The sequence below is a fragment of the Ruegeria sp. BG6 genome (assembly GCF_056538465.1).
Genome location: NZ_JBQFTB010000021.1, coordinates 1 through 25,686, shown reverse-complemented (window position 1 = coordinate 25,686; position 25,686 = coordinate 1). Strand labels below are relative to the sequence as shown.

The following is a 25,686-nucleotide window of genomic DNA, read 5'->3' as shown; positions in this document are numbered from 1 at the left end:
AATAACTAAATCCATGGGAGGATACCTTGTTCAAGAAATCAACATTGGCGCTTGGCGTCGTCATGTCAGCCGGGCTTGCTTTTGCAGCATCCGCTGAAACAGTCATTAAGGTTGGGCATGGCGCAGCAGAAGCGTTTCATATGCATCGCGCACTACTGAAATTTGAAGAACTGGTCGAAGCTGGCTCGAATGGTGAGATCGACGTACAGATATTCCCTTCATCGCAGATGGGCCCTGATCGCGAGATGATCGAAGGTGTTCAAACCGGCGTTCTGGAAATGGCAATTCCTCCTTCCTCTTTCTTCGCGGGCTGGGATCCGGCTTTTGCAGTAATTGAACTGCCCTACATGTATTCCTCCAAAGACATAGCCTTTGATGTTCTTGATGGTGATGCTGGTGATGGCATGCTTGCACGGGTCGAAAACCAGGGATTGGTAGGTCTTGGCTGGCTTGAATTGGGTGTACGCAATGTGACCAACAATGTCCGTCCGGTTGCAACCCCTGCAGACCTCGAGGGTGTCAAACTGCGTACCATGAAGGTTCCGGCGCATGTGGCGACATTCGAAACGCTCGGGGCCAACCCGACGCCAATGAACTTTGGTGAGGTCTATTCTGCTCTCCAGCAAGGCGTGATCGACGGCCAGGAAAACCCACTGGCGATCATTACCTCACAGCGTTTCTACGAGGTGCAGAAATACCTTTCGACCACGGGCCATGTCTTTGCCGTCTATATGCCCGTCATCTCCAAACCGTTCTTTGACTCGCTGTCCGTAGAGCATCAGCAACTGGTGCGGGACTCGATGGCTGCCGCACGTAACTATCAGGCCGAGTTGGTCGCCAGCGAAGATGCAGCACAGCTGGAACAAATCCGGGCCGCTGGTGTCGAGGTTCTGGAACTGACAGCAGAGCAGCGACAGGCCTTTGCCGACAAAACCGAAAGCGTCCGTCTGCAGTATCGCGACGAGGTTGGCGCCGAAGCCTATGACGACTGGGTAGCAGCGGTTTCCGCAGCGAGCGGAAGCTGACCCTCGGACTACTCAGCCAATACGGTCACCCGTGCAATGAAGGTTCGGGTGCCCCTTTCGTTCAACGGGAGGTGAACGGTGTCGGTTATCAAATGGATCGATATGAATGCCGAAAAGGTCTTAGCCAGTGCACTTTTGACCGCGATTGTCTTATTGATCTTTGGCAATGTGTTCATGCGCTACATTCTGAATGCCTCTCTTTCATGGGGCGAAGAGCTAACGCTTTGGCTATTTGTATGGTTTGTCTGGCTTGGCGTCAGCTATGCTTTCCACACTGGCGATCATGTGCGGATCACGGTCCTGCGTGATGTCCTAAGCGAGCGGGCACGGCTTTACGCGGATGTTGTGATCGCGCTTCTTGTCCTTGGATTTCTGGTCGTTCTGACAATTGAATGCATCAAGCTTATCCGACAGCCTTTTGTGGCCAGCCAGACGTCGGTCGTTTTGGGACTACCAATTCCGATCTTTTATGCTTCGGCGCCGATTGGCGCGGGCCTGTCTGCGATCCGCGTCACTCAACATCTAATCCGAACCCTGCGTCTGATCGCAGGAACCAAAGCGTGAGGAACCCGGCATGCTTGCGACAACGCTTTTCTTGACGCTCTTTGCCCTGTTGCTCTCCAGCGTGCCAATTGGCATCTGTTTGGGCTTAGCCACTATGTTCGTGATGGTCTTTGTGGATGGCACGCCACCTATGGTTCTTCTGGCACGGTCGGTGGTAACAGGCGCGGACTCGTTTCCTCTAATTGCCGTCCCTCTGTTCATTTTGGCAGGCGACCTGATGCAGCACGGCGGAATGTCTCGTAGACTGGTTGGGTTCGCCAATGCGCTGATTGGTCATATCCGGGGTGGGCTGGCTTATGTGAACGTTCTCGCCTGTGTGTTCTTTGCCGCCATATCCGGCTCATCTCCTGCGACCGTAGCCGCCATCGGGTCGAACATGATCCCAGAGATGGAAAAGGTCGGCTATACGCGCAAATTCAGCGGCGCATTGACAGCATCCTCAGGAATGATCGGTGTAATGATCCCGCCAAGCATTCCCTTCATCATCTATGGTGTTACTGCCGAGGTTTCGATCGGCAAACTGTTTCTTGCAGGCGTCGTTCCTGGCATCCTTTTTGCCCTCATGTTCATGTTGGTTGCTAGGGTTCTGCTGCGAAAGGACGAGGTTGTACACCAATCGACGATTACGTTCTCAGGTCCGGGTGTCTGGCAGAGTTTCCGCTCTTCTATCTGGGCGCTACTGGTGCCTGTGATTATCCTTGGGGGCATCTACAGCGGTATCTTCACCCCTACCGAAGCCGGAGCCGTGGCAGTGGTTTATGCCGCCTTCATCGGGATCTTTGTTTATGGAGACATCTCCCTCAAGGACCTGCCAGAGGTATTGGCGGGCAGTGCAAAGACCAGCGGGACTATTCTGATATTGGTGATCATGGCGACCGCCTTTGGCAGGCTGATCACACTCGCAAGAATCCCGACAGAACTCGCAACAACGATCACCAGCCTGTCCGACAACCCCATCATCATCTTGTTGCTGATCAATCTGCTGTTGTTGGTGATCGGAATGTTCATGGAGACGATTTCGTCGATCATCATCATGACACCTATCCTGCTGCCGGTTGCAACCGCGCTGGGTGTCGATCCGATTGTTTTTGGTGTCATCTTGACGGTCAACTTGGCCATTGGGTTTTGCACACCACCTTTGGGAGTAAACCTGTTCGTGGCTAGCAGCATTTCGAAGGTTTCCATCGAAAGCCTCAGCCGGGCGATCCTGCCATTCTTTGTAGGCATGCTGATCTTGTTGATGTTCATCACCTATGTGCCCGCAATTTCCTTGGCCTTGCCGTCCCTTTGGTGACCGGCCGAGGGCCTACAAACATTAGACGATAAAACCAGAGGACCCGGATGGATTTGGACCTATCCCACCCGTCGATAGAAGACCTTCGGCAAACCGCGCAAAAGCGCATTCCGAAGTTTGCTTTCGAATACCTCGACAGCGCGACTGGCCGGGAGCTGGGGTTGAAGGTCAACCGGGACGCACTTGATGCCATCGGATTCATGCCGCGTGTACTATGCGGCCGAACAAAGGCCGACCTGCAGACTACATTGATGGGTCAAACTTACGATCTGCCATTCGGGATAGCACCGGTAGGCATGTCCGGCCTAATGTGGGCGGGAGCAGAACGGATGCTTGCAAAGGCAGCGGTTGCTCACAACATTCCGTTTTCGCTGTCGAGCGTGGCGGTTGCTTCACCGGAAGATGTGGCACCTTACATTGGCAAAAACGGATGGTTTCAGCATTACCCGGTGAACTCCAGCGATTTGCGCCGCGCGATGCTGCCCAGGATTAAGGCAGCGGGATTTCATACGCTGATCATCACGGTGGACGTACCAGAAGAAAGCCGGCGCGAACGACAACGCCGCGCCAACCTGACCGTGCCTCCAAAAGCTGACCTGCGCACGCTGACTGAAATGGCGTCACGACCCGCCTGGTGCCTTGCGCATTTGCGCGAGGGCATCATGCCACGTATGCGGTTCTTTGACGATTACGTCCCCACGCGCGGGCGAGAAAGTTTTACCCATGCAGGCGCTCTGATCCGTGGGATTCCAGATTGGGACTACCTGCGCGAACTACGGCAGGAATGGGAGGGTCACTTGATCGTCAAGGGTGTCCTGCGGCCGGAAGACGCGCAAAAAATGGTGGCCGAGGGCGTGGATTGCATCTGGGTCTCAAACCACTCCGGGCGTCAATTCGAAGCCGGGCCCGCCGTGATTGACCAACTCCCGAACATCCGCGAGGCGGTCGGAACAAATGTGCCACTGATCTACGACTCTGGCGTTGCCTGGGGATTGGACATCATGCGTGCCCTGGCGAAAGGTGCAGATTTCGTCATGGTCGGACGCGCCTTTCAATATGCCGTTGCAGCGTTCGGAGCACGAGGGATCGACCATCTCGTTCACATCCTAAAAGCTGACATAGAGGCCAACATGAGCCAGCTTGGCAGCGAAAACCTCGGCAATCTGGGAGAGCACCTTCTGATAACTGACTGATCGGCGCTTGCGGCGTCCGGGGTATCAGAGAAGCGTGTTGTCACCCCCGTCAATCAGTCCCTTCACGATCAGATCCGCAGTTGAGCGCGAACACGCCATTGGCAGATCATATACCGTCGCGAGACGGGTCAGAGCCTTAACGTCGACGTCGTGTGGCATAGGCGACAGAGGGTCGACAAAGAAAACCAGTGCATCCAGTTTCTCTTCACAGATCATAGCGCCGATCTGTTGGTCGCCTCCGAGTGGTCCACTTTTCAGGCTGGTCACGTCCAGTTCTGGATAGGCTTGCTTAATGCGACTGCCGGTGGTCCCTGTCGAAAAGATTTGTACTCTGGACAGGCGGGCCAATTGCAGACCCACCCATTCAACGATTTCGTCCTTTCGAGCATCATGGGCCACGAGCGCGAAACGCGGCGCATCACCTGATGAATTGTTCAACGTAATCTTCTCCAAGACCGACTTCCGCGAAATGTTTTCGGCACAGATCAATCTTAGTAAAGACATCTTCGTAGCCAGTGACCTTGCCCCACGGATCAACATAGCACATCACGCCATTGACCTGGAAATAGGTAACCATCTCTTCGACATCGTCGGGAACGACCAAAGTATGAGTCTCACCCGGCGGCTCAAAGACATATCCTCCTTCTTCTGCAACCCAATCATGTTCCAGATAATGCCAGCGCCCTTTCAAAACGAAGCCATGGACTGGCTGGGGATGGCGGTGCCGCGAAAGAACACCAGCTTTGCGCACTTTGAGAAGGTTCATCCAATAACCTTGCGAGCGGTTCAGGCAGAGCGGTCGGAACCAGACGTTCTCTGCCTGCGGAACCCACAGTCTGTCGTCCTCGCTCATGGCATTCGGGATCACGATCTCGTCTTGCGCATCCTTGGGGAAAGGCAACTGATAGGGCATTCGGGCGGTGTCATGGTCATTCATTGATTTTCCTCACATAGCGAGATAGCCGCCATCGACCGGATAGACCGACCCGGTCACAAAGCTGGCGTTTTCACTCAAAAGCCATTGCACAAGCGTACCGACTTCTTCGGGTTTCCCCCAGCGTTTCATGGGCGTACGCGCCATGATCCCCGCTGTTCGTTCAGGGTCTTCCCGAAGGCCCTGGGTCATCTCTGTCTCGATCCAGCCCGGCGCGATGGCATTGACCCGGATACCGTCTTCGGCCCAGCGGCCTGCCAGTGCCTTCGTCAATTGTGCCACGCCGCCCTTGGAAGCGGAATAGGCCGGCACCAACGGTCCACCAAAAGTGCTGAGCATAGAGGCCGTATTGACGATAGCCCCACCTGTTTCCGCTAAGAAAGGATGCGCGGCGAGACAGCAGCGCATGGTGCCGGTCAGGTTCACATCGAGCACCTTGGCGAATACGTCGATGTCGTATTCTTCGCCACGCTGAAGAATACCTGCGCAGTTCACCAAAGCATTCAGACCCGTGAGTCCACTGAATACATCATTGATTGAAGCTTGGTCGGTGACATCCAAGATCTGCACCTTTATCCCGTCTCGAGGCTCGAATGCATCCAATTCGGATTGGGAGGCGGATGCAGCAATGACGGACCAACCTGCATCCGCCAACGACCGCGCAACACCCGCACCGATCCCTCGCGTACCGCCCGTTACAAGGGCCTGTTTCATCCAAGTTCCTCCAATACACTGGTGAAGGCGCGCGCGCGCTTGCCGATATCATCCAATGTATAGCTCGGTTTGAAAAGTGCAGAGCCCAGCCCATATCCATCCGCACCTGCGGCATGATACGACGCCACCGTGTCTGGCGTTATGCCCCCTACAGCAGCGATCACTGCGTCTGCAGGCAATACGGCGCGCATGGCCGCAATAGCAGCTGGTGGCACCATTTCCGCCGGAAAGAATTTAAGGACCGATGCCCCGATATCCAATGCCATAAAGGCCTCGGAGGGGGTCATGACACCTGGACACCAATACAGATCACGGGCGACAGCCGCGCGCCCGACATCTCGGTTCATATTGGGCGACACAATGATCCGCCCGCCTGCATCTGCAACCGCCGCGACCTGATCCGCAGATAACACTGTACCAGCGCCAACGATGGCTTGAGCACCATGTTTCGCAACAATCTGTGTAATCGATTCCAGCGGGTCCGGTGAGTTGAGCGGCACTTCGATTATCCGAAACCCGGTATCGAAGAGTACATCAGATACCGGGCGCGCATTTTCTGGTGCCAGCCCCCGCAAAATCGCAATCAGCGGGTTCTCAGCCAGAGCTGCAGTGAGGTCAATCATCCGACCAACCCCGCAGCGCGAGCAATCAGAAAATGCCCTTTCGCAACGATATCATCAGGCGCGCGACGGCTGTCGAAACCAGCAGTTCGAAGCGCTATTTCGTATCGGTCGGACAAATCGCTACGTCCAACAACTGTGATCGAACCAACGTCTTCTAATTCGCCGATCGCGGCAGCAACCTCCGTCCCGATCAACAAGCCCGACAAGTAGTCGGCCGTAGCTACCTTTGAGATTTTTCCCATGAGAGGAAGCGTCCGAACATGAAACAGGCTGTGCAGCAGGTTCGACTCACCACTGAGGCCCGCTTCGACGCCCATCACGAATGCGTCTTCGCTGAAGACGTCCTCCTTCATCAAGGTGCCAAGGATTGTGTGTTCTTTCAGCGCCGAAAAAATCTCGCCGGTCATGTAGGTCGAGAAATCCACGATCTTCCCATCCGCAACCTGAACCCATTTGCTGTGCGTTCCCGGCATCACGAACACACCTTCGCTCAAGCCTAGTGAAGATGCCCCGATGATCTGGGTCTCCTCGCCGCGCATTACGTCAGGTCCACCGGCATGTTCCGTTGAAGCACCTGTCACAAAATGAATACGCGCTCCGTTGGCCGCTTCGTGCGGGACCAACGCTCGCGCAAGACCGCCAGCACCCAGAGGCATTTCGGCATATTGCGTTTCTACCCAGCCATTGCGGCTGGTGATCATGCCAGATGCCAGGATCGGCAGGTTAGCTTTTGCGACCCAAGGGCCGATGAGACGATCAAGGACCGCGTCAAAGGTTTGCCCCGCAACCTGCATGATACCTTCAGGCGACGAGACCCCTTCGATCACCTCGCCCTCCGCGCCAATTAGAAATGCACGGAACGATGAAGTGCCCCAATCTACGCCGATCAGCGCTGGCTCAGATGCGACCGAATTCATTCAGCAGATCCTCAACGGTTTTGCCTTGGGCCACCCATTTACGGGTTTCCTCCTCACGGTCAGCTTGCTCTTGAGCAAGGCGCACGGTTTCCTCGGCAATTTCCTGTGGAACCACGACGACGCCCATAAGATCAGCTACAATGAAATCACCGGGGTTTACGACGACGCCCCCACAGGCGATTGGCACATTGATCGAAAGTTCTTCTTTACGTTCCGAGAACATCGTGTGCGTTCCGCGCGGCGTGATCGCGCGCGTCCATATTGGCCAGTTGATGTCTTCCAACTCATCTGTGTCACGGCCGGTGCCATCTACGATCATACCACGAATGCCACGATTCTTGGCCAGACCACCCATTAAACCGCCGCAGACTGACGTTTGACGATCACCACCCGCGTCCACAACGATCACGTCCCCGGGTTGTCCCATTTCAAGCGCTCGCAATGGGTCGACCAGATCGCCTTTTGAAAGCTGAACCGTCACGGCCTGGCCTGTCACCTTGGCGCGGAAAGCGGGCTTGATGGCGCTGTCCATCACGCCTGTTCGGTACTGCACATCCGCAAAAATGGCAGCAGCAGAATACGCCTCCAACACCTTGTCGAATTTTTTGAGAAGTTCCGGGTTTCTTTCAAAATCATTGAAAACCCTAAGGTCTGTGCTGACGTCTGGCATTCTTGTCTCCTGTTATGCGGTAGATACGGCCAATGCCTCGGCATTGACTGTGTAGTCGGGGTTTTGTCCTGTCAGAACCTTGGCCACTTGCGTGGCCGCGGTAACCCGCGCTGCGTGTATGGATTCCTCGGAATAGTAGGCGGCATGCGGCGTTACGAGGACGTTGGGCAGTGTGAACAGCGGGTTGTCATCAGGTGTCCAGTTGGCGCGCTTGGCCGGCTCTTCTTCGGGGTCGTCGAGCCCTGCAGCAGCCAGATGGCCTTCGGTCAGCGCCCGGAACAGGGCTTTGTTGTCGACCGTTGGTCCGCGTCCAGTGTTCACGAGTATCGCACCGGGTTTCATGACCGAGAATTCGGCATCCGACAAAAAGTGGTGCGTGTTCGGCGTCATCGGCGCCTGCATCAGGATATAGTCGGACCTTGCCAGCAATTCAGGCTTGCTCACCAGCTCGACCCCAATCTTTGCCGCGACTTCTCTTGGCAAATACGGATCGTAGGCGATGACCGTAACTCCGAAAGATTGCGCCCGCGTTACGATGGCTTGCCCTATTTTTCCCAGCGAGACGACACCCATCGTCCGCCCGCGCAACCGGTAGACCGGCTGCCCGCTTTGCCACTTCCAGACCCCTGCATGAGTGGCCCGATCATAGTCGGGCAACTTGCGCGCCAGGGTCAGCCAAAGAGCAATCGCGTGATCGGCGACTTCCTCCGTGCAATAGTTTTGCACGTTGGTAACGAGGATGCCTTTTTCCGTTGCCGTGCCGACATCCACGATATCTACGCCCACGCCATAACGCGCGATGACCTCGCAGTTTCGCATCCGCGCAATCGTTTCCTTCCCGATCCGGGCATATTGATTCATCATCGCTGAGCAATGCGGCGCGACATCAAACAGGTCTTCCTGGCGTTTGGCCTGAAGCGCAATCACCTCGGCTCCGGCGGCTTCCAGAATTTCCGTCTCAACGGCAACATCACCAAAGTCGTAATCGGTTATCACGACCTTAGGTTTGTCCGTTCTGGGGGAAAAGTCGGCGCGATCAGTCATAGGCACCCGCCGAATAGGTCAATTCGTACGAGTGGCTATAGAGCTCGAAGATGTTGCCAAACGGGTCTTCCATATAGACCATGCGATAAGGCTTTTCACCTGGGTAATACTTGCGCACTTGGCTCATGCGCTGGCGCCCGCCCAGGTCTTCGATAACCTTGATGCGGCCTTCCAGATCCTCGTCCTGTACGCAGAAATGAAACAAGCCACGCCGCCAATATTCAAACGGGCGTTCTTCTTCGACGGTCTTCGGGAACTCAAACAATTCGATGCCAACACCGTCGCCCATCGACAAATGTGCGATGCGGAAGCTTCCCCAGCCTTCCCCAAATACATCGTCGCACATCTGACCGATGGCGCTTTCGTCATGCAGGATTTCAGTTGGTTCCATCAGCACGTACAGGCCGAATGCCTTGGAATAGAACTCCACGGCTTTTTCGAGGTCGGGAACTGTGATGCCAATGTGAGAGAAAGTGAGAGCGGCCATGTAGGGCTCCTCCAGTTAGAAGTTAAAGAATGTTACGAACTATGCCGCCTTCGATCCGATGCGCAGAACCATTGGAGGCTGTACTTGCAGAGATCGTGACGATCATGCGGGCGACTTCGTCTGGTTGGACAAAGCGCTGTATGAGCGATGTGGGTTCATCTGATTTGAAGTAATTGCCCACGATCGTGTCGAGCGGCTCACCCTTTTGATCGGCGAGGCCGTCAAAATAGGCTTCGACACCTTCGGTCCAGGTTGGACCAGGCAGGATCGAGTTAACCCGGACTTTTGTCCCCTTTGTCAATTCTGCCATGCCACGTGTCAGACCTAACATGGCAGTTTTAGTGACAGAATAATGCACCATCTGAGGTAGTGGCTTCACTGCCGCTTCGCTGGCCATGTTGATGATAGATCCCTTATCGCGGCCAAGCATGTCAGGCAGGAAAATTCGGCTCATCCGAACGGCGGACAGGACATTGATGTTGAAATAGTGCATCCAGTCGTCATCCGTGAGATCCTCGAACGGCTTAACCGAGAAGATGCCGACATTGTTAACAAGAACATCCACCGCCCCGCGCGCTCGCGCAAACTCCGCCAGAGTTTCCGCATCAGACGTCTTGGTTAGATCGGCCGCAATGCCTTCAACGTCACCCAGAGATGACAGGTCATCGACGCAGTCGGACACCTCCGCCTCGGTCAGGCCATGCACGATGACCCGCGCGCCTTCTTCCAGATAGACCCGGGCAGTGGCTTTGCCGATGCCGGAACCTGAGCCAGTCACCAGGACCAGCTTATTTTTGAGCCCCAGATCCATCTCAGGCCTCCTTCTTAACGTTAGATGACTGCTGTGATGAAGGGCGGCCGAACATTCGACCCATCAAGCCCGAAATTTCCGCGCGCCACATGTCTATGCCAACGGCCAACAGAATGATCAGGCCCAACACGATGTTCTGAACCGAAGATGGCGCAGCGTTTAGGTTCAAACCATTCTGGACGATAACGATTGTCATCGCCCCCATCAGCGTGGCGAGGATGTTGCCGCGGCCGCCTGCAAGGCTGGCTCCGCCAACAACAGCAGCGGCAATGGCCTGCAGTTCCAGCGTCTGGCCATAGTTGGGCGAACCAGAGTTGAGGCGCGCTGACATCAGGATCGCACCAACCGCAGTCATAAAACCCGCGATGACAAATGTCGTCGTCTGAACTTTACGTACGTTGATACCCGTCAGAACGGCAGCGGATGGGTTACCACCCACGGCATAGATCTCGCGGCCGAGTTTCGTGAAGTTCATAGTGAACGCGGCAAGGACGTAGAAGAACACGAGGTAGAAGAAAGGCATCGGAACGCCGAACAGCTTGCCGTAAAAGATTGGCTCCAGCGCCGGATCCAGCGAGAAGATCGGAGACCCATTGTTGAAGGTCAGGGCAAGGCCCCTGAAGGCAATCAACGCCGCCAATGTTGTGATGAAAGATGGGATACGCCCATAGGCTGTTATCAGCCCAATGAATAGACCAAGCAATCCGCCCATGAGGAGAATGAGTGGCAATGCCAGAACCAGTGGAATGCCAACAAATTTCAACATTTGCGCAAGGATCATGGTCAGCAAAGCCACCATAGACCCGGAACTCAGATCGATGCCCGCAGCGAAGATCACGATAGTAGACCCGATTGCGATCAAGGCCACGATGCTCACCTGTAGGGACAGGTTTGAAAGGTTACCCGGGTTCAGGAAGCGTTCGGTCGTAAGTGCCACGATCAGTGCGACGATCACCATTGCTGCAAATGGTCCGATCAACTGGGTGTCAAAGATCCGCTTCATGCGAAAGCCTCCTTAGGCTTGGATTGAGGAGTGTCGGCGGACGCGCGCACAAGGTCGTCATGCGTAAGGTCGGATGCATCGACCGTGCGCATTATCGTTCCGTGCTGCACGACGGCAATCCGATCGCTCATGGCAAGCAACTCATCGTGGTCTGAACTGATCAGAATGATCGATTTCCCCTCCCGCGTGAGCCTGTTAATCAGCTTGTAAACAGCGATCTTAGCGCCGATATCGATCCCCTGCGTTGGCTCATCAAGGATCAGGATGTCCGAGGCTGAAAACAGCCAGCGTGCAATCACGATCTTCTGCTGATTACCACCAGACAAGAAGTTGACCGTCTTTTCCTCGGCCTGGGTCGAGATTTCCAAATCGCGGATCAGGTCATGGGTGGCTTGCTCTTCCGCCTTGAGATTCAACACGCCGAACCGACTAAGCCCGCCGAGGGAGGCTGCGGTTACGTTCCCGCTTGCGCGGAAATTGAAGAACAACCCGTCAAACTTACGGTTCTCAGGAACAAGGGCCAATCCAGCACGGATCGCATCGATTTCGCGGCGGAAGCGAACCGGCTTGCCGTTAAGTGTTATCTGTCCGCCCGTCAGCTCGTCTGTCCCGAACAGAGCGCGAGCGATTTCTGTGCGGCCACTGCCCAATACGCCGCCCAAGCCCAGAACTTCACCCCGGTGCAACGAAAACGATACATCTTTCACACCCGAATTGGTGGCCAGACCCGCCGCCTCTAGCACAATATCCTTGGTCGCGTTCTGCTCCTTAGGATAATGCTCACCAATGTCCTCACCGACCATTGCGCTGACAATCTCAGAGACGTTGATCTTGGTCTCGCCACTTGCACGCACAACACAACCGTTGCGCAGGATCGTAACTTCATCAACGATCCGTTCAACCTCATCTAGCCTGTGCGACACATAGAGAATAGCGGTGCCGCGCTCACGCATATTGCGCAATAGCTGGTGCAAGCGCTCGATTTCATCTTCACCCAATGCCGCCGTCGGCTCATCCAAGATGATCATGCGGGCGTCCATAGCGACCGCTTTCGCGATCTCGACCAGTTGTTGCTCGCCGACCGATAGCGATCCGGTTATGGTTTCGGGAGAAACATCGACATTCATTTCAGCTAAAACGCGCGCGGCTTCGTTGTGAACCTTGGCCCAGTCGATCACACCAAAACGAGACCGAGGCATATTGCCAAGGAAGATGTTTTCGCCAACCGACAAGGTGGGCACGATCGAGAATTCCTGAAAAACTGTTGCGACGCCCAGCTCACGTGCCGCCTGCGGATCGCTGATCGTGACCGGCTTGCCATTGTGCAGGATTTGACCGCTATCGGGTTGCTGCACGCCGGAAAGTGTCTTGATCATGGTCGATTTGCCACAGCCGTTTTCACCCAGCAGCCCATGAATGGAACCGGGCATAAGCCGGATGCAGACTTTGTCATTCGCCAATACACCAGGATAGGCCTTGGTGATATCGACAAATTCCCAAAGTGGCGTTGCGGGTGTCATTGCGATTGCCTCGACAAAAGGGGAACTCGGTTGAATTGCGACCCGGCAGCACGCGGACGCGCCACCGGGAAGCGGGGAGAAAGTTCAGTACTCTTTGGACGGCTGCGGGAAGAGCTTTTCTGGCTCTTGCAGCACGCTGATCGCACCGTCTTTGTCTTCAATTGATGTGGGCGTTTCGATCCAGCCGCCGGGATAGGACCCGTTGAGCGCATCAATGGTTGCGTGCATAGCCGCTTTACCCATTAAGAACGGTGAGGTGTTGACGGTTGCCGTGATGTTGCCAGCCGCAATCTCTTCAAGGCCAGACGTGTCTCCATCATTACCCAAAAGAACGATATCATTGCGGCCGAGTGCTTTCGCAGCAAAGGATGCCCCAATGATCATGTAGTCGTTCGCCGCGAAGATCATGTCGAGATCGGGGTTCGACTGTAGGATGTCCATACCAGCAGTGTTGCCGCCCTCAACGTTCCATTTACCGTCAATAGACACCACAACGTCGAAGTTTTCGTTGCCCTCGATACCGTCGAGGAAGCCGCCCACACGTTCGGTCGAGTGATAGCCAGGCTGCCCTTCGATAATGCCGACCTTCAACGGTTGATCGCCATAAGTTTCAATGGCCCAATCAGCGATAGCATGTGTGCCGTTGCGCTGGGAGTACCCGACAACGCCATGAATTGGTGTCGGGAAGTTCGGGATGTCCGAGTTGATCATCAAAACTGCCATGCCCTTGTCGACGGCTTGCTTCAGCAGTGGTGCGGCAGCAAATTCATCGTGGGTACCAAAGATGATTGCATCCACATCCTGCGTCAGCACATCCTGGATCATTCCCATTTGGCCGTTGATGTCCGCACCGGACTGGGGAGCAAGCATGAAGACTTCCACCCCGGCCTCAGCGGCAACCGCTTTGATACCTTCACCAATGGCAATGTAGTAGTTGAACTCCGTAGCCGGCGGCATATACGCGATCCGGAACGTTTCGTTTTTGGGTTCTATCGCGTCGATTGGCGCTTGTGCCCCGTCCTCAAGCGGAACCGGCGCTGGATAGTTTTCGGCCAGAGCGACCGTTGCCAACGTGGCGAACCCCGCGGTAAGCGTAGTGCTCATTAGCGTTTTCAACATAGTTTTCTCCTCCAGAATTTCGTTGGTTATCCTTTGAATGGCGCGTCGATCACGCCACGAACGCCGGGTTTCACAGCAAAGAGGCCGCCGGATTCCGGTTCTTTTGTTAAAGCTGCTTCGTCACTCATCAGCCTTGAGGTCGTGATGAACAGCGCGTCGAGATCAGGGCCACCGAAAGCGCAACAGGTGGGCTTCCAGACCGGCACCTCGATCACGCGGTCTATCGTGCCGTCAGGTGCGACGCGAACAACGCGATGGCCTTCCCATTCGGCGTTCCAAACGCCCCCTTCGACATCGACACAGGACCCATCAGGCAAGCCAGGCTCATCATAGAAAGAAGCATGCTGCCGACGGTTCGAAACGGTTCCACTGCGGGTGTCGTAATCAAATGCGACGACTTCCCGAGCGGGGGTATCAGCAAAGAACATCGTGGTACCGTCGGACGTAAAGCAAGTCGAATTGGCGCAAGACACTCCTTCGATGATCGTCTGTACACTCAAATCCTTATCGACGCAGATGACCGACGAATCGGCCTTGCCAGAAACTTCGTTCATGCCTCCAACAATCAATCGCCCCTGGCGATCGGTTCGCCCATCGTTCAGCCGTGTCTCCGGATTGTTCGGCTCGAATCGCGTCACGAGGGTTTCCTCGCCCTGGGGCGAATCCAGCAAGACAACTCGGTCCGCATAAGCAACGATCAGTCCGCCAGACGCACGCGGTGCAAAGCAACACACACGCTCTGGCATCTCATGAGATGCGGATTCTGACGTTGCAGGATCAAATGACCAAAGCGCGCAGCCCTCGATATCGGTCCACCAGATAAGGTCATCGGCGGGATTCCAGAAAATCCCTTCCCCGTGCTGGTTCTTACAATCGACGACCAACTCTGCGCGCACTTTTTTGATCTCCCAAGTACATTCTGATATCTGATATACCAGCTTGCCTAATCTGGTGTATCAGATATCTTGCATCTGGCAACACCTTTTTTTGGAGATATCCTCAGATGGCGCTTGAGAGACCCAAGTCTTTGCGTGAACTCGCACTGGAACATTTGCGGAATAGTATTATCGATGGCTCCCTGAAAATGGGTCAGGTTTTGTCGGAGCGAAAAATCTCCGAAGAGCTGGGCGTATCGAAATCGCCAGTCCGCGAAGCACTCGCTCAATTACGTGACGAAGGGTTGGTCAGTATCGAGCCTCAAAAAGGCGCACGCGTTTTTTCGCTGTCTGAGCCGGAAGTGACTCAGATCTGCGATTTCAGACAGGCTATCGAAACTGCCGCCTTTGAACTTGCGTTGTTGCGGAGCCCGGAAGGTCTTGCCGACGACATGCAGCGTGTCGTGAAGGACATGGAGAAAGAACGCGGGCGAGGCAATGAAAAGGGCTACCTTTCACTGGATACCACATTTCATCAGTTGATTTTTGAACATGCCGGTAACGATTATCTGACGGCCAGCTATACACGCTACATCGGTAAGATTGCCGCATTGCGGACCCATTTGGCGAAGCTGCCACTGCATACTGAGCTTTCCTTCGATGAGCATTCGAAAATCGCTATTGCCGTTCGCGAAGGCGACATGGCCAAAATCAAATCTCTTCTCACTGCGCATATTGACCGCACCAGACAAGCCTACAAAAGCGCCGCCATCGTCCTCGAAGGAGCGACCGCATCCTAGCAAAAACGTAGTTTTGTTGTGACGGGGGCGGGCCAAAACGGCGCCGCCCCTTTCTCTTGGGCACCTCCCGGTCTTTTCTTTTTCAGTTGACATCTGAGATATCAGATGCCAATCAAAAGGCGGGAGGAAGCTTGAATGACGCCAGCAATGAAACCTGAATCACCGGGGCTACAGCCACTGATCCAGCTGGATCGGGTTGGCAAAAGCTTCGGCACGAACATTGTTTTGGATGGCGTCGACTTTGAATTGAGACCCGGCGAAGTTCACGCGCTTTGTGGGGAAAACGGCGCTGGCAAATCCACCTGTCTCGGCCTGTTTTATGGGCTTCACCAACCTTCTGCTGGGCGCATCCTGTGCGACGGTAGGGAGCAGCGGGTCGAAAGCCCGTCGCATGCGCAATCCCTGGGCATCGGCTGTGTTTTCCAAGAGCTCAGCCTCGCTGGCGCGCTCTCTGTTGCGGAAAACATCTACGCGGGCCGCGTACCCACCCGGTTTGGTGTAGTTGACTGGCCTGAACTGCGCCGTCGAGCGGAGGCGTTGCTGGCGGAATTCGGTCTGAATATCGACGTTTCAACACCCGTGGAAAACTTGCCGATCAGCTCCCGCCAGATTGTTGAAATCGCCAAGGCGTTGTCGTTGAATTCCCGCGTCCTTTTGCTGGATGAACCGACGTCGGCATTGGCACCCGACGAAGTAGACGCACTATTCGATGTCCTAAAGTCCCTGACAAAAAAAGGGATTGGCATCGTCTATGTCAGCCACCATATGGCTGAGATTTTCCAGATCTCGGATCGCATTACCGTTTTGCGAGATGGGCACCACATCAGCACTTTACCGGTTTCGGAAACTTCTCAGGAACAAGTCGTTGCCGAGATGATCGGTGGCGCTCACCCCGGTGATGTCACGCGGTCAGGTAAGGTTAACGGCGAAGAGGTTTTGCATGTCCAAGACCTAACCCATCCAGGTGAATTCGAAGATATTTCTTTCTCCATTAAAGCCGGAGAGATTGTAGGGATGGCAGGGTTGATGGGCGCTCGCCGCAGCGAGATCGTTCGATCGATTGTCGGGCTGATGCATGGCGAGACCGGGGAGATCAGACTTCACGGCAAGTCTGTTAACTTTGCGTCCTTGCGGCAGGCGATGCGTGCTGGGGTCGGATTTGTTCCCGAGGAACGCAAGACTGAAGGCCTCTTTCTGGAACAATCACTCAGCGACAACCTGATCGCGGCCAGTCTTTCCGATCATTCGTCTGCTGGGCTCATGCGTTCGGGCTCGATCAAAGCAGCCAGCCAAGCAGCCATTGACGCCTTCAGTGTCAAAACCAGCGGGATTAACGAACTTGTTGGTGATCTGTCAGGGGGCAATCAGCAAAAGATCATGTTGGCCAAGTGGCTCAAACGCGCGCCAGCTCTTCTGATCATCGAGGAGCCCACAAAAGGGGTCGACGTCGGAGCCAAATTCCAAATCCACACGGAGCTTTTGCGTCGAGCAGCCGAGGGAATGGCCATCCTCGTCGTGTCATCCGATTTTCCCGAACTTGTCTCTCTCTCAACCCGCATCCTTGTCGTCCACGACGGTCGCCTCATGGGAGACATCGCAGCCGCTGAGGCAACCGAAACCACGCTTCTTCAAATGGCCGCCGGAAATTCCGTTCCAATTGTGGACGCACCCCAAACCAATCAATCAGGAGTCGCGACGTGACCATGACCGCTCAAGCCAACTTGCCCATGAAGCGTCCGCTGCTGCGCCGTGTTTTACAAGCTTTTGTCGATATTCGTGAACTGACGCTGATCGTTCTGATCGCCGCCATCATCATCGTGATGTCCAACGTTAATCCCTATTTCCTCAGCTTCTCGAACTTTCGAGCCGTGGCCGTGGGCATGGCCCCCACCGCGATCATCGTGATCGGTATGGCGATACTACTTGCATCCGGCGGGTTCGATCTTTCCGTTGGATCGGTTATGGCTTTGTCTTCTACCGTCGTGGCCATGCTACTTTTGACTGGCATGCCAATTCCGCTTGCGGTGGTATGCGGATTAGTGCTGGGTGGAATTGTCGGCGTAGTGAACGGTTTACTGGTGACCGGACTCGGGATCAATCCGCTTATCGCGACCCTCGGCACGATGTCGATCGCGCGAGGCATCGCTCTTGTCTTGACCGAAGGTTTTTCTGTTTCAAGCCTGCCGGCATCATTTGCCTGGATCGGGAAGGCCGACGTAGGCGGTTTTCCGGTAATCGTCTTGTTCACCATTCTGCTGGTCGTCCTGTTTGACCTAGCCGTCCGCCATACACGCTTTTTCCGTCAGGTCTATTTCATCGGCGCCAATGAAAAGGCCGCGATGTTGTCAGGCATACATGTAACACGCGTGCGTATCATCCTGTACGCACTGACCGGTATTCTGGCTGCTTTGGCGGGTGTATTGCTGGCGTCCCGCCTGATGAGCGGTACGCCCACGGCAGGCAACGGTATCGAACTTCAGGTTCTGGCTGCGGCTGTCATCGGTGGCGCATCCCTACGCGGCGGGGAAGGTACTATTCTTGGTGCTTTCCTCGGCGTCGTTTTCGTCGCGTTGATCAACAACACCATGACGATGCTGGCCGTATCGATCTACTGGCAGATGATCGTCATCGGCGGTGTACTCGTTACAGCGGTCGCCTTGGACATGCTGATCCGAAGCAAACGGGGCTGAGCCCGAAGCTTTCCAAATCTCAACAACAACCAAAGATCCAAAACAGGGAGACTACGATGACTGAATTGAATGTGAATCGGCGCAGGCTGCTGACAGCGGGCACCACCGCTGGATTGGCCGCAGCGTTCGGACTGCCCATGCTGTCCAAAGAAGCCATGGCACAAGCGGCCGGCAAGGAGTATGTGTTCCTGTCCATCGTCACGCAGGTGCCTTTCTGGGTGGACTATCGAAATGCGATGGAAGACCTTGAGGAACTGATGGGCATCAAGGCCACATTCACGGGCCCGTTGGATTTCGACACGGCCGCACAAGCACGCCAATTGGATGAACTGATCGCAAGACGTCCCGCAGGCATCCTTATCTTCCCGGGTGATCCAGCCACTCTGGCACCCGGCGTTGAACGTGCGGTGGAGGCTGGCATTCCAGTCACATGTTGTATTGGCGATATTCCCGACAGTCCCCGGTCCACATTCCTTGGTATTAACGGCGTTCAGGCAGGTCGAGTCGGCGGCGAAATGCTGGCGCAAGCGATTGGCGGTAAAGGCAAAGTTATCCTCGGCACTTTCCCTGCCCCTTCCACATTGGAGCGTGTCGAAGGGTACAAACAAATCTTTGCCGAGAAATACCCAGATATCGAGGTCGTCGACGTCGTCAACGACAAGGCCGACCCGTCCTATGCGCCGACAGCCTACCTTCAGGCAATTCAGGCGAACCCTGATATTGTTGGCATTGGCGGCACGGACGGCGACAGCGGCAAAGGCGCGGCAATTGCAGTCAATGAGGCGGGACGAAAGGACATCAAGATCGTCGCGATGGACCGAAATGATGATATGCTTCCCTATATCGAAGACGGCACAATTCACGGCGCAGTGGCTCAGAAATCCTATCTTGAGATCTTTCTCGCCTTCCACATGATGCATTGGCAGAACACTGACGCGCTGAAGGTCTTGCCCGATTGGAAGGCGGCTGGCATCAATCCTCTACCCGAGCGCGTTGAAACCGGGGTTATGCCGATTACTGCCGAGAACGTCGTCCAGTTCAAGCACACCTAAGCGATTGTCCCGGTGCATTCTACCGCGCCGGGAAACCGATAGGAGGGGGTTACATGTCGGACAGATGGAGCGTTCTTCACCTGCAGCAAAATGATCTGCAACTGACACTCCTGCCCGGCATCGGGGGCCGCCTATGGGATGTAAACTTCCAAGGGCGCTCCCTCCTATTTCAAAACGCGGATCTCAACGGTTTGGATGTCGATAGTACCCAGCTTACTGATCTGCCCACACGCTCTCCACAATTTGGTTTTCCGCTCTGGGGCGGCGAGAAGACTTGGATCGCCCCGGATGCATCATGGGTAAACGGCGCTCCGTTTCCCGTGTTGGACAGCGGCTCTTACCAGATCACTTCAAGAAGCAGCACTCGTATCGAAATGACCAGCGCATTATGCCCGACCTCGCAATTGTCAGTGTCGCGCCGCATCACGCTGACCTCCGCGGAAAGCTGGGAAATAGAACACATCGTGGTCAACCATGGGACCTCCTCGCGCCTGACCGGCATTTGGTCAGTCATGATGCTTAACACCCCCACCAAGGTCGGTGTCGAATTGGAAGACCCTGCATTTTATCCTATTTTTGGCTCTGCCGAAGGGATGATAACTACGCACGGCAATGGCATTGTCTTGGATTGCAACAGACAGCAGGAATTCAAGGTCGGGCTACCGAACCCCAACGGTCGTACATTGATACGGTGCGGCGCTGATGCCCCGTTGCTAATGTGCTCGGTACCAGAACCTCAAAAGGGCGATCAATTTGCACACGACTATCCGTTTGAGGTCTTTAATTCAGCCGACTACGCCTATTGCGAAGCGGAGTGGCACTCCCCGGCACGCAAGCTCGCACCGAATGAAACGCTGAGTTTTCGGCAGACGTTCCGCGTCTTGACGGATGAAGATGCAACCCAAATGCCATTGGGGCTCACAAACAACAAGGAGTTCCTGTCATGCATGTCTTGATTACAGGCGCAGGCGGGCATCTCGGACGCAAACTCTTCAACGCGCTAGAAAGCGACACCGATTACACCGTCTCTGGCATCGACATCCGTCCCGTTGATCATCCCGACATTCACACAGCAGACCTGTCCGAAGACAGCAGTTGGGTCAGTTTGCTAAAGGGAGTCGACGTTATCGTGCATCTTGCCGGAGACCGAGAGCCCTCCGCCACTTGGGCCTCCGCGATCAAACACAATATGGATGCAACGCTTTCCCTCTATCACCATGCGGCGGCCATGGGCGTCAGACGAGTAGTACTTGCCAGTTCCAACTGGGTCCACGGCGACAAAAGGTTCACGCATGATGTGCTTAAAAGCACGACACCACCAGGACCAGTAAACGCCTACGGCATGTCAAAGCTGTTCTGTGAACGGACAGGGGCCTACTTTGCTGAGCATCACGGACTGTCGATCATCTGCTTGCGCATCGGCTGGACACAATGGACTCACGACAACCAACCCGGCACACATATGGCGATGGGCCGGTGGGGCCAGGAAATGTGGTTGAGTGATCGGGACTTTCTAAACGGAATGCGCGCCGCAATAGATGCCAAGGATATTTCCTTCGCAGTCCTGAACCTAATGTCAGATAACCCGGGGATGCGCTGGAATATCACCGAAACACGGCAAGCGATTGGCTACTCTCCAATGGATGGAAGCCCCGCGAAAATAACAGTGGGCATTGTACTAAGATCCACTCTGAAACGGCTGTTTTCAGTCTGGCTCCCCAGCTACGTCACGACACGTTTTCCAGATTGGTAAAGTACAAGGTCCGGGCATTGTTGTTGCGTTGCGCAATCATTTTCCGAAACCTCGCATCGAAGTAAGCGCTGAAAAGGTCAGCTTTGTCCGCTTTGCAGTCGACGGAGATCCTGGCTCTTCTCCGTCACCGTCTTCAGGTTCGGTCGCAGCGTGGCCTCGGCAATCGCTTCGACGTCGTTGTAGTCATTCTTCTGCCCCTTGATGAACGGTCTCACGTAGATCGCCGGGATGATCCGCGGTTCAAATCCCAAACCTCGCAACGTTCGGCTGACAAAATGCGCGCTGAGACACGCCTCCATCCCGATCACGCATCTCGGCAAGGCTTCAAAGGTGGCGTTCAGCGCCAGACGCTTGATCCTTCGTCGCAGGACCAGAGTGCCCTCCGCATCGAACCCAACCAAATGAAAGACGTCCTTGCCGATGTCGACGCCAATCACCGACAGGTCAGAAAGGTCTTCGGCTTTAGGTGTGCTCATGACTGCTTCTCCTTCTGCTTCGGGTACGGCGTATGGAAATCGCGAGACACCGTCGGGCGTGTCTGCAGGGACCACCATTTCTCCGGCGGTAAAATTTTCAGCTTCAACAACTGGAAGAAATGCAGCCAGAGCCTGCAACCTTTCGCGATCTTCCGACGAGATTTCCATTTGCACCCTCCTTCGCTTTTCAGAAACGCTGCCTTTGTCGTTCAGCGGTCAACGTGACCTCTGACGCCTAGCATGTATCCAGGCTCGTTTTCACACGAGAAGAACAGATCACCACTATTTCAAAACACGCCCTCGCCCCCTGTATTCCGGGTTGAAGCGGCTCACGAGCAGCTTGCGAAAAAATTCAATGGCGTGTGAGAAAGCGTCCACCTGATCATCTTTTGACCCTGCAGGAAATGCGCTAAACTCGGCTAAAAGATCATTTAGCCAGAGCGTTTCAAGGGGTATGTGAACCAAGCCTTGTTCCACGAGGACCATGGCTTTGCCAGCCCGGTCTTCCTTCGACAAACCTTTATGTTTGAGCCCCTGCACTAAAGTACGCCGAATATTGTCAGGGTAATGCTCCCAAAGGACATCAATAAGGGCCAGACCAGAGCTGGCACGCTCTATCGCTACGAAGTTAGCTTTCCAAAGGGTCTGAGTATCAACCACACGTTTCGTCAATTGCGGAAAGGTCCAATATCCACGTTGATTGTCCGCCAGATAGACGTTTCCGTTCGTCATTTGCCAGACCTGAATGACACTGTATGACCCTGACCGGCAGCTTGAAGCTGCGTCAACACTCAGGAACCGAACATCATATAGTTTTGGCAGGGTTTTGTAGCGCTGGAAGAGGCTTATATCGATCTCGCCGCCACCCGGGGGAACAGGGCGTTGTTGATACTGAGCAAGGAAATTTGCCGTACCCAGCTTAGCCCTCTGAACGTCAAGGGTATCCATTGGCAACCGCGCCGCATCCAGAAGCTCGCCCTTGTTGAAGTGATATTCTTCGACATCGCTGATGGGAACAATTTGGTCCTCCTCGGCGATTGCCGGCAGGGTGACACAGTTCCAATCTTCCTGGGTTTGTAGGTGTGCGGCCGGATCATTTATAGCCAGCCGCTGCATCACAAGAACCATTGCGCTGCTTGCCGGATCATTCAGTCGCGTGGACAGTGAAGTATCGATCCAATTATTGACCTTTGCACAGCCGTTTTCGGTCGCAACCTCCGATGCGTCCAGTAAGTCGTCCATAATGCAAATATCTGCTCCTTTCCCAATAACAGCCCCGTTGACTGAAATGGCTTCTCTGAAGCCTCCAGCGTCAGTCAAGAAGATCCGCTCGTTGTCTTTTTGTGGTGCCCCAGACATTGTCGGGAACGCGGCCTTGTACCAGTCGGCATTCACGATCTGTCGGAATTTGTTGGAAAGACCGATCGCCAGATCGAGATTGTGCGAAACAACAAAGATTTGCAGTCCTGGATTGTGCCCAAGCAAGAAGGCGGGCCATGCCACGGAAACGATGATCGACTTCAGACTCCGCGGAGGAATGTTGATCATAACACGTTTTTCGGTTCCCTTTTGGACTTGCCCGAGCGCATGACAAATCGCTTGGATGTGCCAGTTGTCTTGCATCTCCCGTCCGTTAAGCAAGGTCCTAAAAACCTTCTCTACGAAGGCCACAAAACTTAACCGTAGAAGAGCGTAGACTTCAGAATTTGTTGGATTGGTCATCGGACTCTCCGTTTTGAACCTTGGTCTTTATTGCTTTCTCAGCGTATTTGAGAAGCAGACGCACATCTGCTTCACTGGCGGGCAAATCCTTTGCTTCGACTGGTGTCACATCGCCAAAGTACTTATTGAGCTGCCGGAGCAATTCGCCCAAAGCCTTGGGATTTCCTGCCAGGGCGTCCGACACGAGGCGTTTAGCGAAAGCCTCCATTTTGGTAACTTTCAATTCGACGCCCTGTTCCTTCAGGCCAATCTCCGTGCTGAGCTCAGCCTCAATGACGGTTTTCCATGATTTTGAGCCCTTTGGTCGCCCGCCAGGATTGCCACTCTGACCGGGCTTGAACTTATGGGCATCTGGAGGGTTGCCATACCCAATGTTGGAACGGTTCTTGTCGTTGGTCATCAGAACTGTTCCTCCGTTCCAGTATCGTTTTCCAGAGGTATTGGTTCGGCGCTCTTATCGGTCTCGGCCGCAAGTTCTGCGGCCCTCTCAGCAAAGGTTTGGCCGGTTTTTAGAAGAGTTGCCTGGTTGCCGGTCAGCCCTTGCCAACGGCGGATCGCTACGTCCACGTAAGCAGCCGAGATCTCCAACCCAATACAGACACGTTTGGTTCGTTCTGCGGCCAGAAGCGTTGTCCCGCTCCCCAAAAATGGATCCAGAACAATTTGCCCAACGGCCGACGCGTCGAGGATGGCATCCTGTACGAGGCGAACCGGTTTGACGGTGGGATGCAACGTGAAGTCGTCTGCTTCATCCGCCCCACCGCCTGTGGCGCCAGCATATTCCCAGACATTTGTTCGATATCGACCGTTTGAACCTAATTGAACGTTGTTGGTGTGCGGAGCGCCAGGCTGCTTCAGTACAAACACCGTTTCGTAACGTGAGCGATAGAACGAACCCATCCCGCCATTTGGCTTCACCCAAATGCATTTGTTCAGCAGCTCGAGACCCGTCGCCTGGATCGCCTGGTGGAGTTCCCACTCGTGCCGCCAGTCCATGCAACAGTATATCAAGCCACCGGGTTTCAGCCTGGACAACACGCTCTTCAGAAAGGCAATCAGAAACAGGATGAATTCTTCGATCGACATCTCTCCTGACGCTTCGGCAAATTCATCAAATCCTGAGTTGCCGACGCGGATGTGACCGTTGACCTTCGTGTTGTAAGGAGGGTCCGCAAAGACGATGTCGGTCACCTTTCCATCAAGCAGCTCCGACAAAAGTTCAGTGTTTCGCATATCGGCGCACGCAATGAGGTGCGTTCCGGCCCGCCATACATCATTGACCTGAGTGACAGAGGACGCAGAATGAATCGAGGAAGCGATCTGATCAGCGAGGTCTGGATCGCTCCCCTCTTCAGGCAGCGTCTCAAACAGCCCATCAAGTTCTGGCGGTTCAAATCCAAGGTCCGTCAGATCCGTGTTGAACTCGAGCTGGCAGGCCAGTTCGAGAGTCAGCTTGGGCAGGTCAAACTCGCCGGTTGTTTGTATCTGGTTCAGGGCAATTCTCAGGCCTCGAACTTCTAAGTCGGTGAGATCCGCCACTCGAATACACGGGAGGTCCGTCAGCCCCAGTTGACGGGCCGCTTCGACGATCGCGTGACCGTCGATGATTTCGTTGTCCGCTGTAATCAAAATCGGTCGATTCAAGCCATATCGCTTGATCGACGCTCGGCACTTGGCTATCTGCCGATTACTCTGTTTTCGAACGTTGCGTTTTGCCTGCTGCAAATCGTTGATCGCAACGGTTTCAATACTCAACTCGGGCAGCAGATCGTTTTTCTTAGCGATTGAATGTTCCGGACTCGCCGGCTTTGGATAGGTCGTCATCACGCCCTCCTTGAAATCCAGTTTCAGGAAAGTCGCGATGGGGCGTCGACCAGGCCGAGACGGGAATACCAAAAAGGTCGTCCATCACAATTTTAACGAGACACCGGAATCCTCGGCCGGGCATCTCGCCACGCTGCGTTAATATAATGAGTCGCCGCCCAAGTCAATATAAGCCTATGATTTGATTGACAAACGCAGCGAAGGTCCTTAAGTTTCGTTCTCTTTCGAGTTGACTAAAGCGGTGCCTTGAGCGTTCTAGTAGACAGGAATTCGGCCGATTAAGCGGTGAGGCCGCAATTCGGAACACAGAGCTCTGGTACAAGAGAATACCCCCGCCCCGACATAGGAATGTGCTTTCGAAATTTCCCTGTTAATTTCCCTGTTCTCAGGGAAATCGCGAGACTGGATAGCTGGAGACTGCGAGCACAGCCAGTTCATCGGAACATGGAACGAGACTAGGCACTTGGGGCTAAACCCTCCGAGAAATGCCCCCGTTTATGCCCCAGTGGTTTCGGGTGTTTCGGGTGTTGAGGGTGGGCCCTCTGAGGTCGTTGAAGGCCCATGCCACAGGTCATA

26 protein-coding genes and 1 pseudogene are annotated in these 25,686 nt (G+C 54.7%); 10 read left to right on the top strand and 17 right to left on the bottom strand.

Going from position 1 to position 25,686, the window contains the following annotated elements; translation table 11 throughout:
- Positions 1–26: 26 nt before the first annotated feature.
- The 4 genes from ACR0JW_RS22530 to ACR0JW_RS22515 all read left to right on the top strand — a co-directional run bounded on the left by ACR0JW_RS22530 (position 27) and on the right by ACR0JW_RS22515 (position 4,076).
- Entirely contained in the window at positions 27–1,025 is a 999-nt protein-coding gene (locus tag ACR0JW_RS22530) for a TRAP transporter substrate-binding protein (protein WP_170614876.1), read from the top strand.
- Positions 1,026–1,103: 78 nt separating this feature from the next.
- A complete protein-coding gene (locus ACR0JW_RS22525; protein WP_170614877.1) occupies positions 1,104–1,589 on the top strand; it encodes a TRAP transporter small permease in 486 nt (161 codons plus the stop codon).
- A gap of 10 nt (positions 1,590–1,599) precedes the next feature.
- A complete protein-coding gene (locus ACR0JW_RS22520; RefSeq protein WP_170614878.1) occupies positions 1,600–2,883 on the top strand; it encodes a TRAP transporter large permease in 1,284 nt (427 codons plus the stop codon).
- A gap of 47 nt (positions 2,884–2,930) precedes the next feature.
- Entirely contained in the window at positions 2,931–4,076 is a 1,146-nt protein-coding gene (locus ACR0JW_RS22515; RefSeq protein WP_170614879.1) for an alpha-hydroxy acid oxidase, read from the top strand.
- A 24-nt stretch (positions 4,077–4,100) separates the two neighbouring features.
- Here ACR0JW_RS22515 and ACR0JW_RS22510 read toward each other — a convergent pair whose 3' ends face one another.
- The 13 genes from ACR0JW_RS22510 to ACR0JW_RS22450 all read right to left on the bottom strand — a co-directional run bounded on the left by ACR0JW_RS22510 (position 4,101) and on the right by ACR0JW_RS22450 (position 14,814).
- On the bottom strand, positions 4,101–4,514 hold the full coding sequence (locus ACR0JW_RS22510; RefSeq protein WP_170614880.1) for a methylglyoxal synthase: 414 nt from the start codon (positions 4,512–4,514) through the stop codon (positions 4,101–4,103).
- Positions 4,495–5,013: a 2,4'-dihydroxyacetophenone dioxygenase family protein gene (locus ACR0JW_RS22505; protein WP_170357704.1), complete on the bottom strand. Its 519-nt coding sequence runs from the start codon at positions 5,011–5,013 to the stop codon at positions 4,495–4,497. Before ACR0JW_RS22505 ends, ACR0JW_RS22510 begins: the two co-directional genes overlap by 20 nt.
- A 9-nt stretch (positions 5,014–5,022) precedes the next feature.
- A complete protein-coding gene (locus tag ACR0JW_RS22500) occupies positions 5,023–5,724 on the bottom strand; it encodes an SDR family NAD(P)-dependent oxidoreductase (protein ID WP_170614881.1) in 702 nt (233 codons plus the stop codon).
- On the bottom strand, positions 5,721–6,347 hold the full coding sequence (locus ACR0JW_RS22495; protein ID WP_170614882.1) for a 2-dehydro-3-deoxy-6-phosphogalactonate aldolase: 627 nt from the start codon (positions 6,345–6,347) through the stop codon (positions 5,721–5,723). The genes ACR0JW_RS22500 and ACR0JW_RS22495 overlap by 4 nt, the downstream gene beginning before the upstream one ends.
- Positions 6,344–7,264 (bottom strand): 2-dehydro-3-deoxygalactonokinase, encoded by a 921-nt coding sequence (locus ACR0JW_RS22490; protein WP_170614883.1) that lies wholly within the window; start codon positions 7,262–7,264, stop codon positions 6,344–6,346. The genes ACR0JW_RS22495 and ACR0JW_RS22490 overlap by 4 nt, the downstream gene beginning before the upstream one ends.
- Positions 7,245–7,934 (bottom strand): RraA family protein, encoded by a 690-nt coding sequence (locus ACR0JW_RS22485; protein WP_108861947.1) that lies wholly within the window; start codon positions 7,932–7,934, stop codon positions 7,245–7,247. The genes ACR0JW_RS22490 and ACR0JW_RS22485 overlap by 20 nt, the downstream gene beginning before the upstream one ends.
- A 12-nt stretch (positions 7,935–7,946) precedes the next feature.
- Entirely contained in the window at positions 7,947–8,978 is a 1,032-nt protein-coding gene (locus ACR0JW_RS22480) for a C-terminal binding protein (protein WP_170614884.1), read from the bottom strand.
- Positions 8,971–9,465, bottom strand: coding sequence for a lactoylglutathione lyase family protein (locus ACR0JW_RS22475; RefSeq protein ID WP_108861949.1), 495 nt, complete (start codon positions 9,463–9,465; stop codon positions 8,971–8,973). Before ACR0JW_RS22475 ends, ACR0JW_RS22480 begins: the two co-directional genes overlap by 8 nt.
- Positions 9,466–9,487: 22 nt before the next feature.
- Positions 9,488–10,276, bottom strand: a complete 789-nt coding sequence (locus tag ACR0JW_RS22470) for an SDR family NAD(P)-dependent oxidoreductase (protein ID WP_170614885.1) — start codon at positions 10,274–10,276, stop codon at positions 9,488–9,490.
- A gap of 1 nt (position 10,277) precedes the next feature.
- Positions 10,278–11,279 (bottom strand): ABC transporter permease, encoded by a 1,002-nt coding sequence (locus ACR0JW_RS22465; protein WP_170614886.1) that lies wholly within the window; start codon positions 11,277–11,279, stop codon positions 10,278–10,280.
- Entirely contained in the window at positions 11,276–12,799 is a 1,524-nt protein-coding gene (locus tag ACR0JW_RS22460; RefSeq protein WP_170614887.1) for a sugar ABC transporter ATP-binding protein, read from the bottom strand. Before ACR0JW_RS22460 ends, ACR0JW_RS22465 begins: the two co-directional genes overlap by 4 nt.
- A gap of 84 nt (positions 12,800–12,883) precedes the next feature.
- A complete protein-coding gene (locus ACR0JW_RS22455) occupies positions 12,884–13,903 on the bottom strand; it encodes a sugar ABC transporter substrate-binding protein (protein WP_480714485.1) in 1,020 nt (339 codons plus the stop codon).
- Between the two features lie 41 nt (positions 13,904–13,944).
- On the bottom strand, positions 13,945–14,814 hold the full coding sequence (locus tag ACR0JW_RS22450; protein ID WP_170614889.1) for an SMP-30/gluconolactonase/LRE family protein: 870 nt from the start codon (positions 14,812–14,814) through the stop codon (positions 13,945–13,947).
- A 107-nt stretch (positions 14,815–14,921) separates the two neighbouring features.
- On the opposite strand from ACR0JW_RS22450, the gene ACR0JW_RS22445 reads away from it, so the two are divergent.
- From ACR0JW_RS22445 to ACR0JW_RS22420, 6 genes are all read left to right on the top strand, one after another.
- A complete protein-coding gene (locus ACR0JW_RS22445) occupies positions 14,922–15,593 on the top strand; it encodes a GntR family transcriptional regulator (protein WP_170614890.1) in 672 nt (223 codons plus the stop codon).
- A gap of 147 nt (positions 15,594–15,740) precedes the next feature.
- Positions 15,741–17,294 (top strand): sugar ABC transporter ATP-binding protein, encoded by a 1,554-nt coding sequence (locus tag ACR0JW_RS22440; RefSeq protein WP_253740669.1) that lies wholly within the window; start codon positions 15,741–15,743, stop codon positions 17,292–17,294.
- A gap of 2 nt (positions 17,295–17,296) precedes the next feature.
- Positions 17,297–18,283, top strand: a complete 987-nt coding sequence (locus ACR0JW_RS22435; RefSeq protein WP_216604511.1) for an ABC transporter permease — start codon at positions 17,297–17,299, stop codon at positions 18,281–18,283.
- A 56-nt stretch (positions 18,284–18,339) separates the two neighbouring features.
- Complete coding sequence (locus ACR0JW_RS22430) at positions 18,340–19,335, top strand: substrate-binding domain-containing protein (RefSeq protein ID WP_010437236.1); 996 nt, start codon at positions 18,340–18,342, stop codon at positions 19,333–19,335.
- Between the two features lie 53 nt (positions 19,336–19,388).
- On the top strand, positions 19,389–20,291 hold the full coding sequence (locus ACR0JW_RS22425; protein ID WP_170614893.1) for a hypothetical protein: 903 nt from the start codon (positions 19,389–19,391) through the stop codon (positions 20,289–20,291).
- A complete protein-coding gene (locus ACR0JW_RS22420; RefSeq protein ID WP_170614894.1) occupies positions 20,279–21,088 on the top strand; it encodes an NAD-dependent epimerase/dehydratase family protein in 810 nt (269 codons plus the stop codon). The genes ACR0JW_RS22425 and ACR0JW_RS22420 overlap by 13 nt, the downstream gene beginning before the upstream one ends.
- Before the next feature lie 89 nt (positions 21,089–21,177).
- Here the strand turns inward: ACR0JW_RS22420 and ACR0JW_RS22415 are convergent.
- The 4 genes and pseudogenes from ACR0JW_RS22415 to ACR0JW_RS22400 all read right to left on the bottom strand — a co-directional run.
- Positions 21,178–21,564: pseudogene (locus ACR0JW_RS22415) on the bottom strand (IS110 family transposase); the annotation flags it as partial.
- A 282-nt stretch (positions 21,565–21,846) separates the two neighbouring features.
- The gene (terL, locus tag ACR0JW_RS22410) at positions 21,847–23,286 is read right to left on the bottom strand and encodes a phage terminase large subunit (RefSeq protein WP_170614895.1); all 1,440 of its coding nucleotides are present in this window, start codon (positions 23,284–23,286) and stop codon (positions 21,847–21,849) included.
- On the bottom strand, positions 23,264–23,686 hold the full coding sequence (locus ACR0JW_RS22405; RefSeq protein ID WP_170614896.1) for a DUF5681 domain-containing protein: 423 nt from the start codon (positions 23,684–23,686) through the stop codon (positions 23,264–23,266). Before ACR0JW_RS22405 ends, terL begins: the two co-directional genes overlap by 23 nt.
- Complete coding sequence (locus ACR0JW_RS22400; RefSeq protein ID WP_170614897.1) at positions 23,686–25,110, bottom strand: site-specific DNA-methyltransferase; 1,425 nt, start codon at positions 25,108–25,110, stop codon at positions 23,686–23,688. Before ACR0JW_RS22400 ends, ACR0JW_RS22405 begins: the two co-directional genes overlap by 1 nt.
- Between the last annotated feature and the right edge of the window lie 576 nt (positions 25,111–25,686).

What these genes read in the sequence shown, in the direction of transcription:
- ACR0JW_RS22400 (WP_170614897.1), bottom strand. Translation starts at nt 25,110, where the DNA reads ATGACGACCTATCCAAAGCCGGCGAGTCCGGAACATTCAATCGCTAAG.
- ACR0JW_RS22440 (WP_253740669.1), top strand. Translation starts at nt 15,741, where the DNA reads ATGAAACCTGAATCACCGGGGCTACAGCCACTGATCCAGCTGGATCGG.
- ACR0JW_RS22460 (WP_170614887.1), bottom strand. Translation starts at nt 12,799, where the DNA reads ATGACACCCGCAACGCCACTTTGGGAATTTGTCGATATCACCAAGGCC.
- ACR0JW_RS22420 (WP_170614894.1), top strand. Translation starts at nt 20,279, where the DNA reads ATGCATGTCTTGATTACAGGCGCAGGCGGGCATCTCGGACGCAAACTC.
- ACR0JW_RS22480 (WP_170614884.1), bottom strand. Translation starts at nt 8,978, where the DNA reads ATGACTGATCGCGCCGACTTTTCCCCCAGAACGGACAAACCTAAGGTC.
- ACR0JW_RS22465 (WP_170614886.1), bottom strand. Translation starts at nt 11,279, where the DNA reads ATGAAGCGGATCTTTGACACCCAGTTGATCGGACCATTTGCAGCAATG.
- ACR0JW_RS22500 (WP_170614881.1), bottom strand. Translation starts at nt 5,724, where the DNA reads ATGAAACAGGCCCTTGTAACGGGCGGTACGCGAGGGATCGGTGCGGGT.
- ACR0JW_RS22405 (WP_170614896.1), bottom strand. Translation starts at nt 23,686, where the DNA reads ATGACCAACGACAAGAACCGTTCCAACATTGGGTATGGCAACCCTCCA.
- ACR0JW_RS22445 (WP_170614890.1), top strand. Translation starts at nt 14,922, where the DNA reads ATGGCGCTTGAGAGACCCAAGTCTTTGCGTGAACTCGCACTGGAACAT.
- ACR0JW_RS22520 (WP_170614878.1), top strand. Translation starts at nt 1,600, where the DNA reads ATGCTTGCGACAACGCTTTTCTTGACGCTCTTTGCCCTGTTGCTCTCC.
- ACR0JW_RS22455 (WP_480714485.1), bottom strand. Translation starts at nt 13,903, where the DNA reads ATGAGCACTACGCTTACCGCGGGGTTCGCCACGTTGGCAACGGTCGCT.
- ACR0JW_RS22470 (WP_170614885.1), bottom strand. Translation starts at nt 10,276, where the DNA reads ATGGATCTGGGGCTCAAAAATAAGCTGGTCCTGGTGACTGGCTCAGGT.
- ACR0JW_RS22475 (WP_108861949.1), bottom strand. Translation starts at nt 9,465, where the DNA reads ATGGCCGCTCTCACTTTCTCTCACATTGGCATCACAGTTCCCGACCTC.
- ACR0JW_RS22435 (WP_216604511.1), top strand. Translation starts at nt 17,297, where the DNA reads ATGACCGCTCAAGCCAACTTGCCCATGAAGCGTCCGCTGCTGCGCCGT.
- terL (WP_170614895.1), bottom strand. Translation starts at nt 23,286, where the DNA reads ATGACCAATCCAACAAATTCTGAAGTCTACGCTCTTCTACGGTTAAGT.
- ACR0JW_RS22425 (WP_170614893.1), top strand. Translation starts at nt 19,389, where the DNA reads ATGTCGGACAGATGGAGCGTTCTTCACCTGCAGCAAAATGATCTGCAA.
- ACR0JW_RS22490 (WP_170614883.1), bottom strand. Translation starts at nt 7,264, where the DNA reads ATGAATTCGGTCGCATCTGAGCCAGCGCTGATCGGCGTAGATTGGGGC.
- ACR0JW_RS22430 (WP_010437236.1), top strand. Translation starts at nt 18,340, where the DNA reads ATGACTGAATTGAATGTGAATCGGCGCAGGCTGCTGACAGCGGGCACC.
- ACR0JW_RS22515 (WP_170614879.1), top strand. Translation starts at nt 2,931, where the DNA reads ATGGATTTGGACCTATCCCACCCGTCGATAGAAGACCTTCGGCAAACC.
- ACR0JW_RS22495 (WP_170614882.1), bottom strand. Translation starts at nt 6,347, where the DNA reads ATGATTGACCTCACTGCAGCTCTGGCTGAGAACCCGCTGATTGCGATT.
- ACR0JW_RS22505 (WP_170357704.1), bottom strand. Translation starts at nt 5,013, where the DNA reads ATGAATGACCATGACACCGCCCGAATGCCCTATCAGTTGCCTTTCCCC.
- ACR0JW_RS22485 (WP_108861947.1), bottom strand. Translation starts at nt 7,934, where the DNA reads ATGCCAGACGTCAGCACAGACCTTAGGGTTTTCAATGATTTTGAAAGA.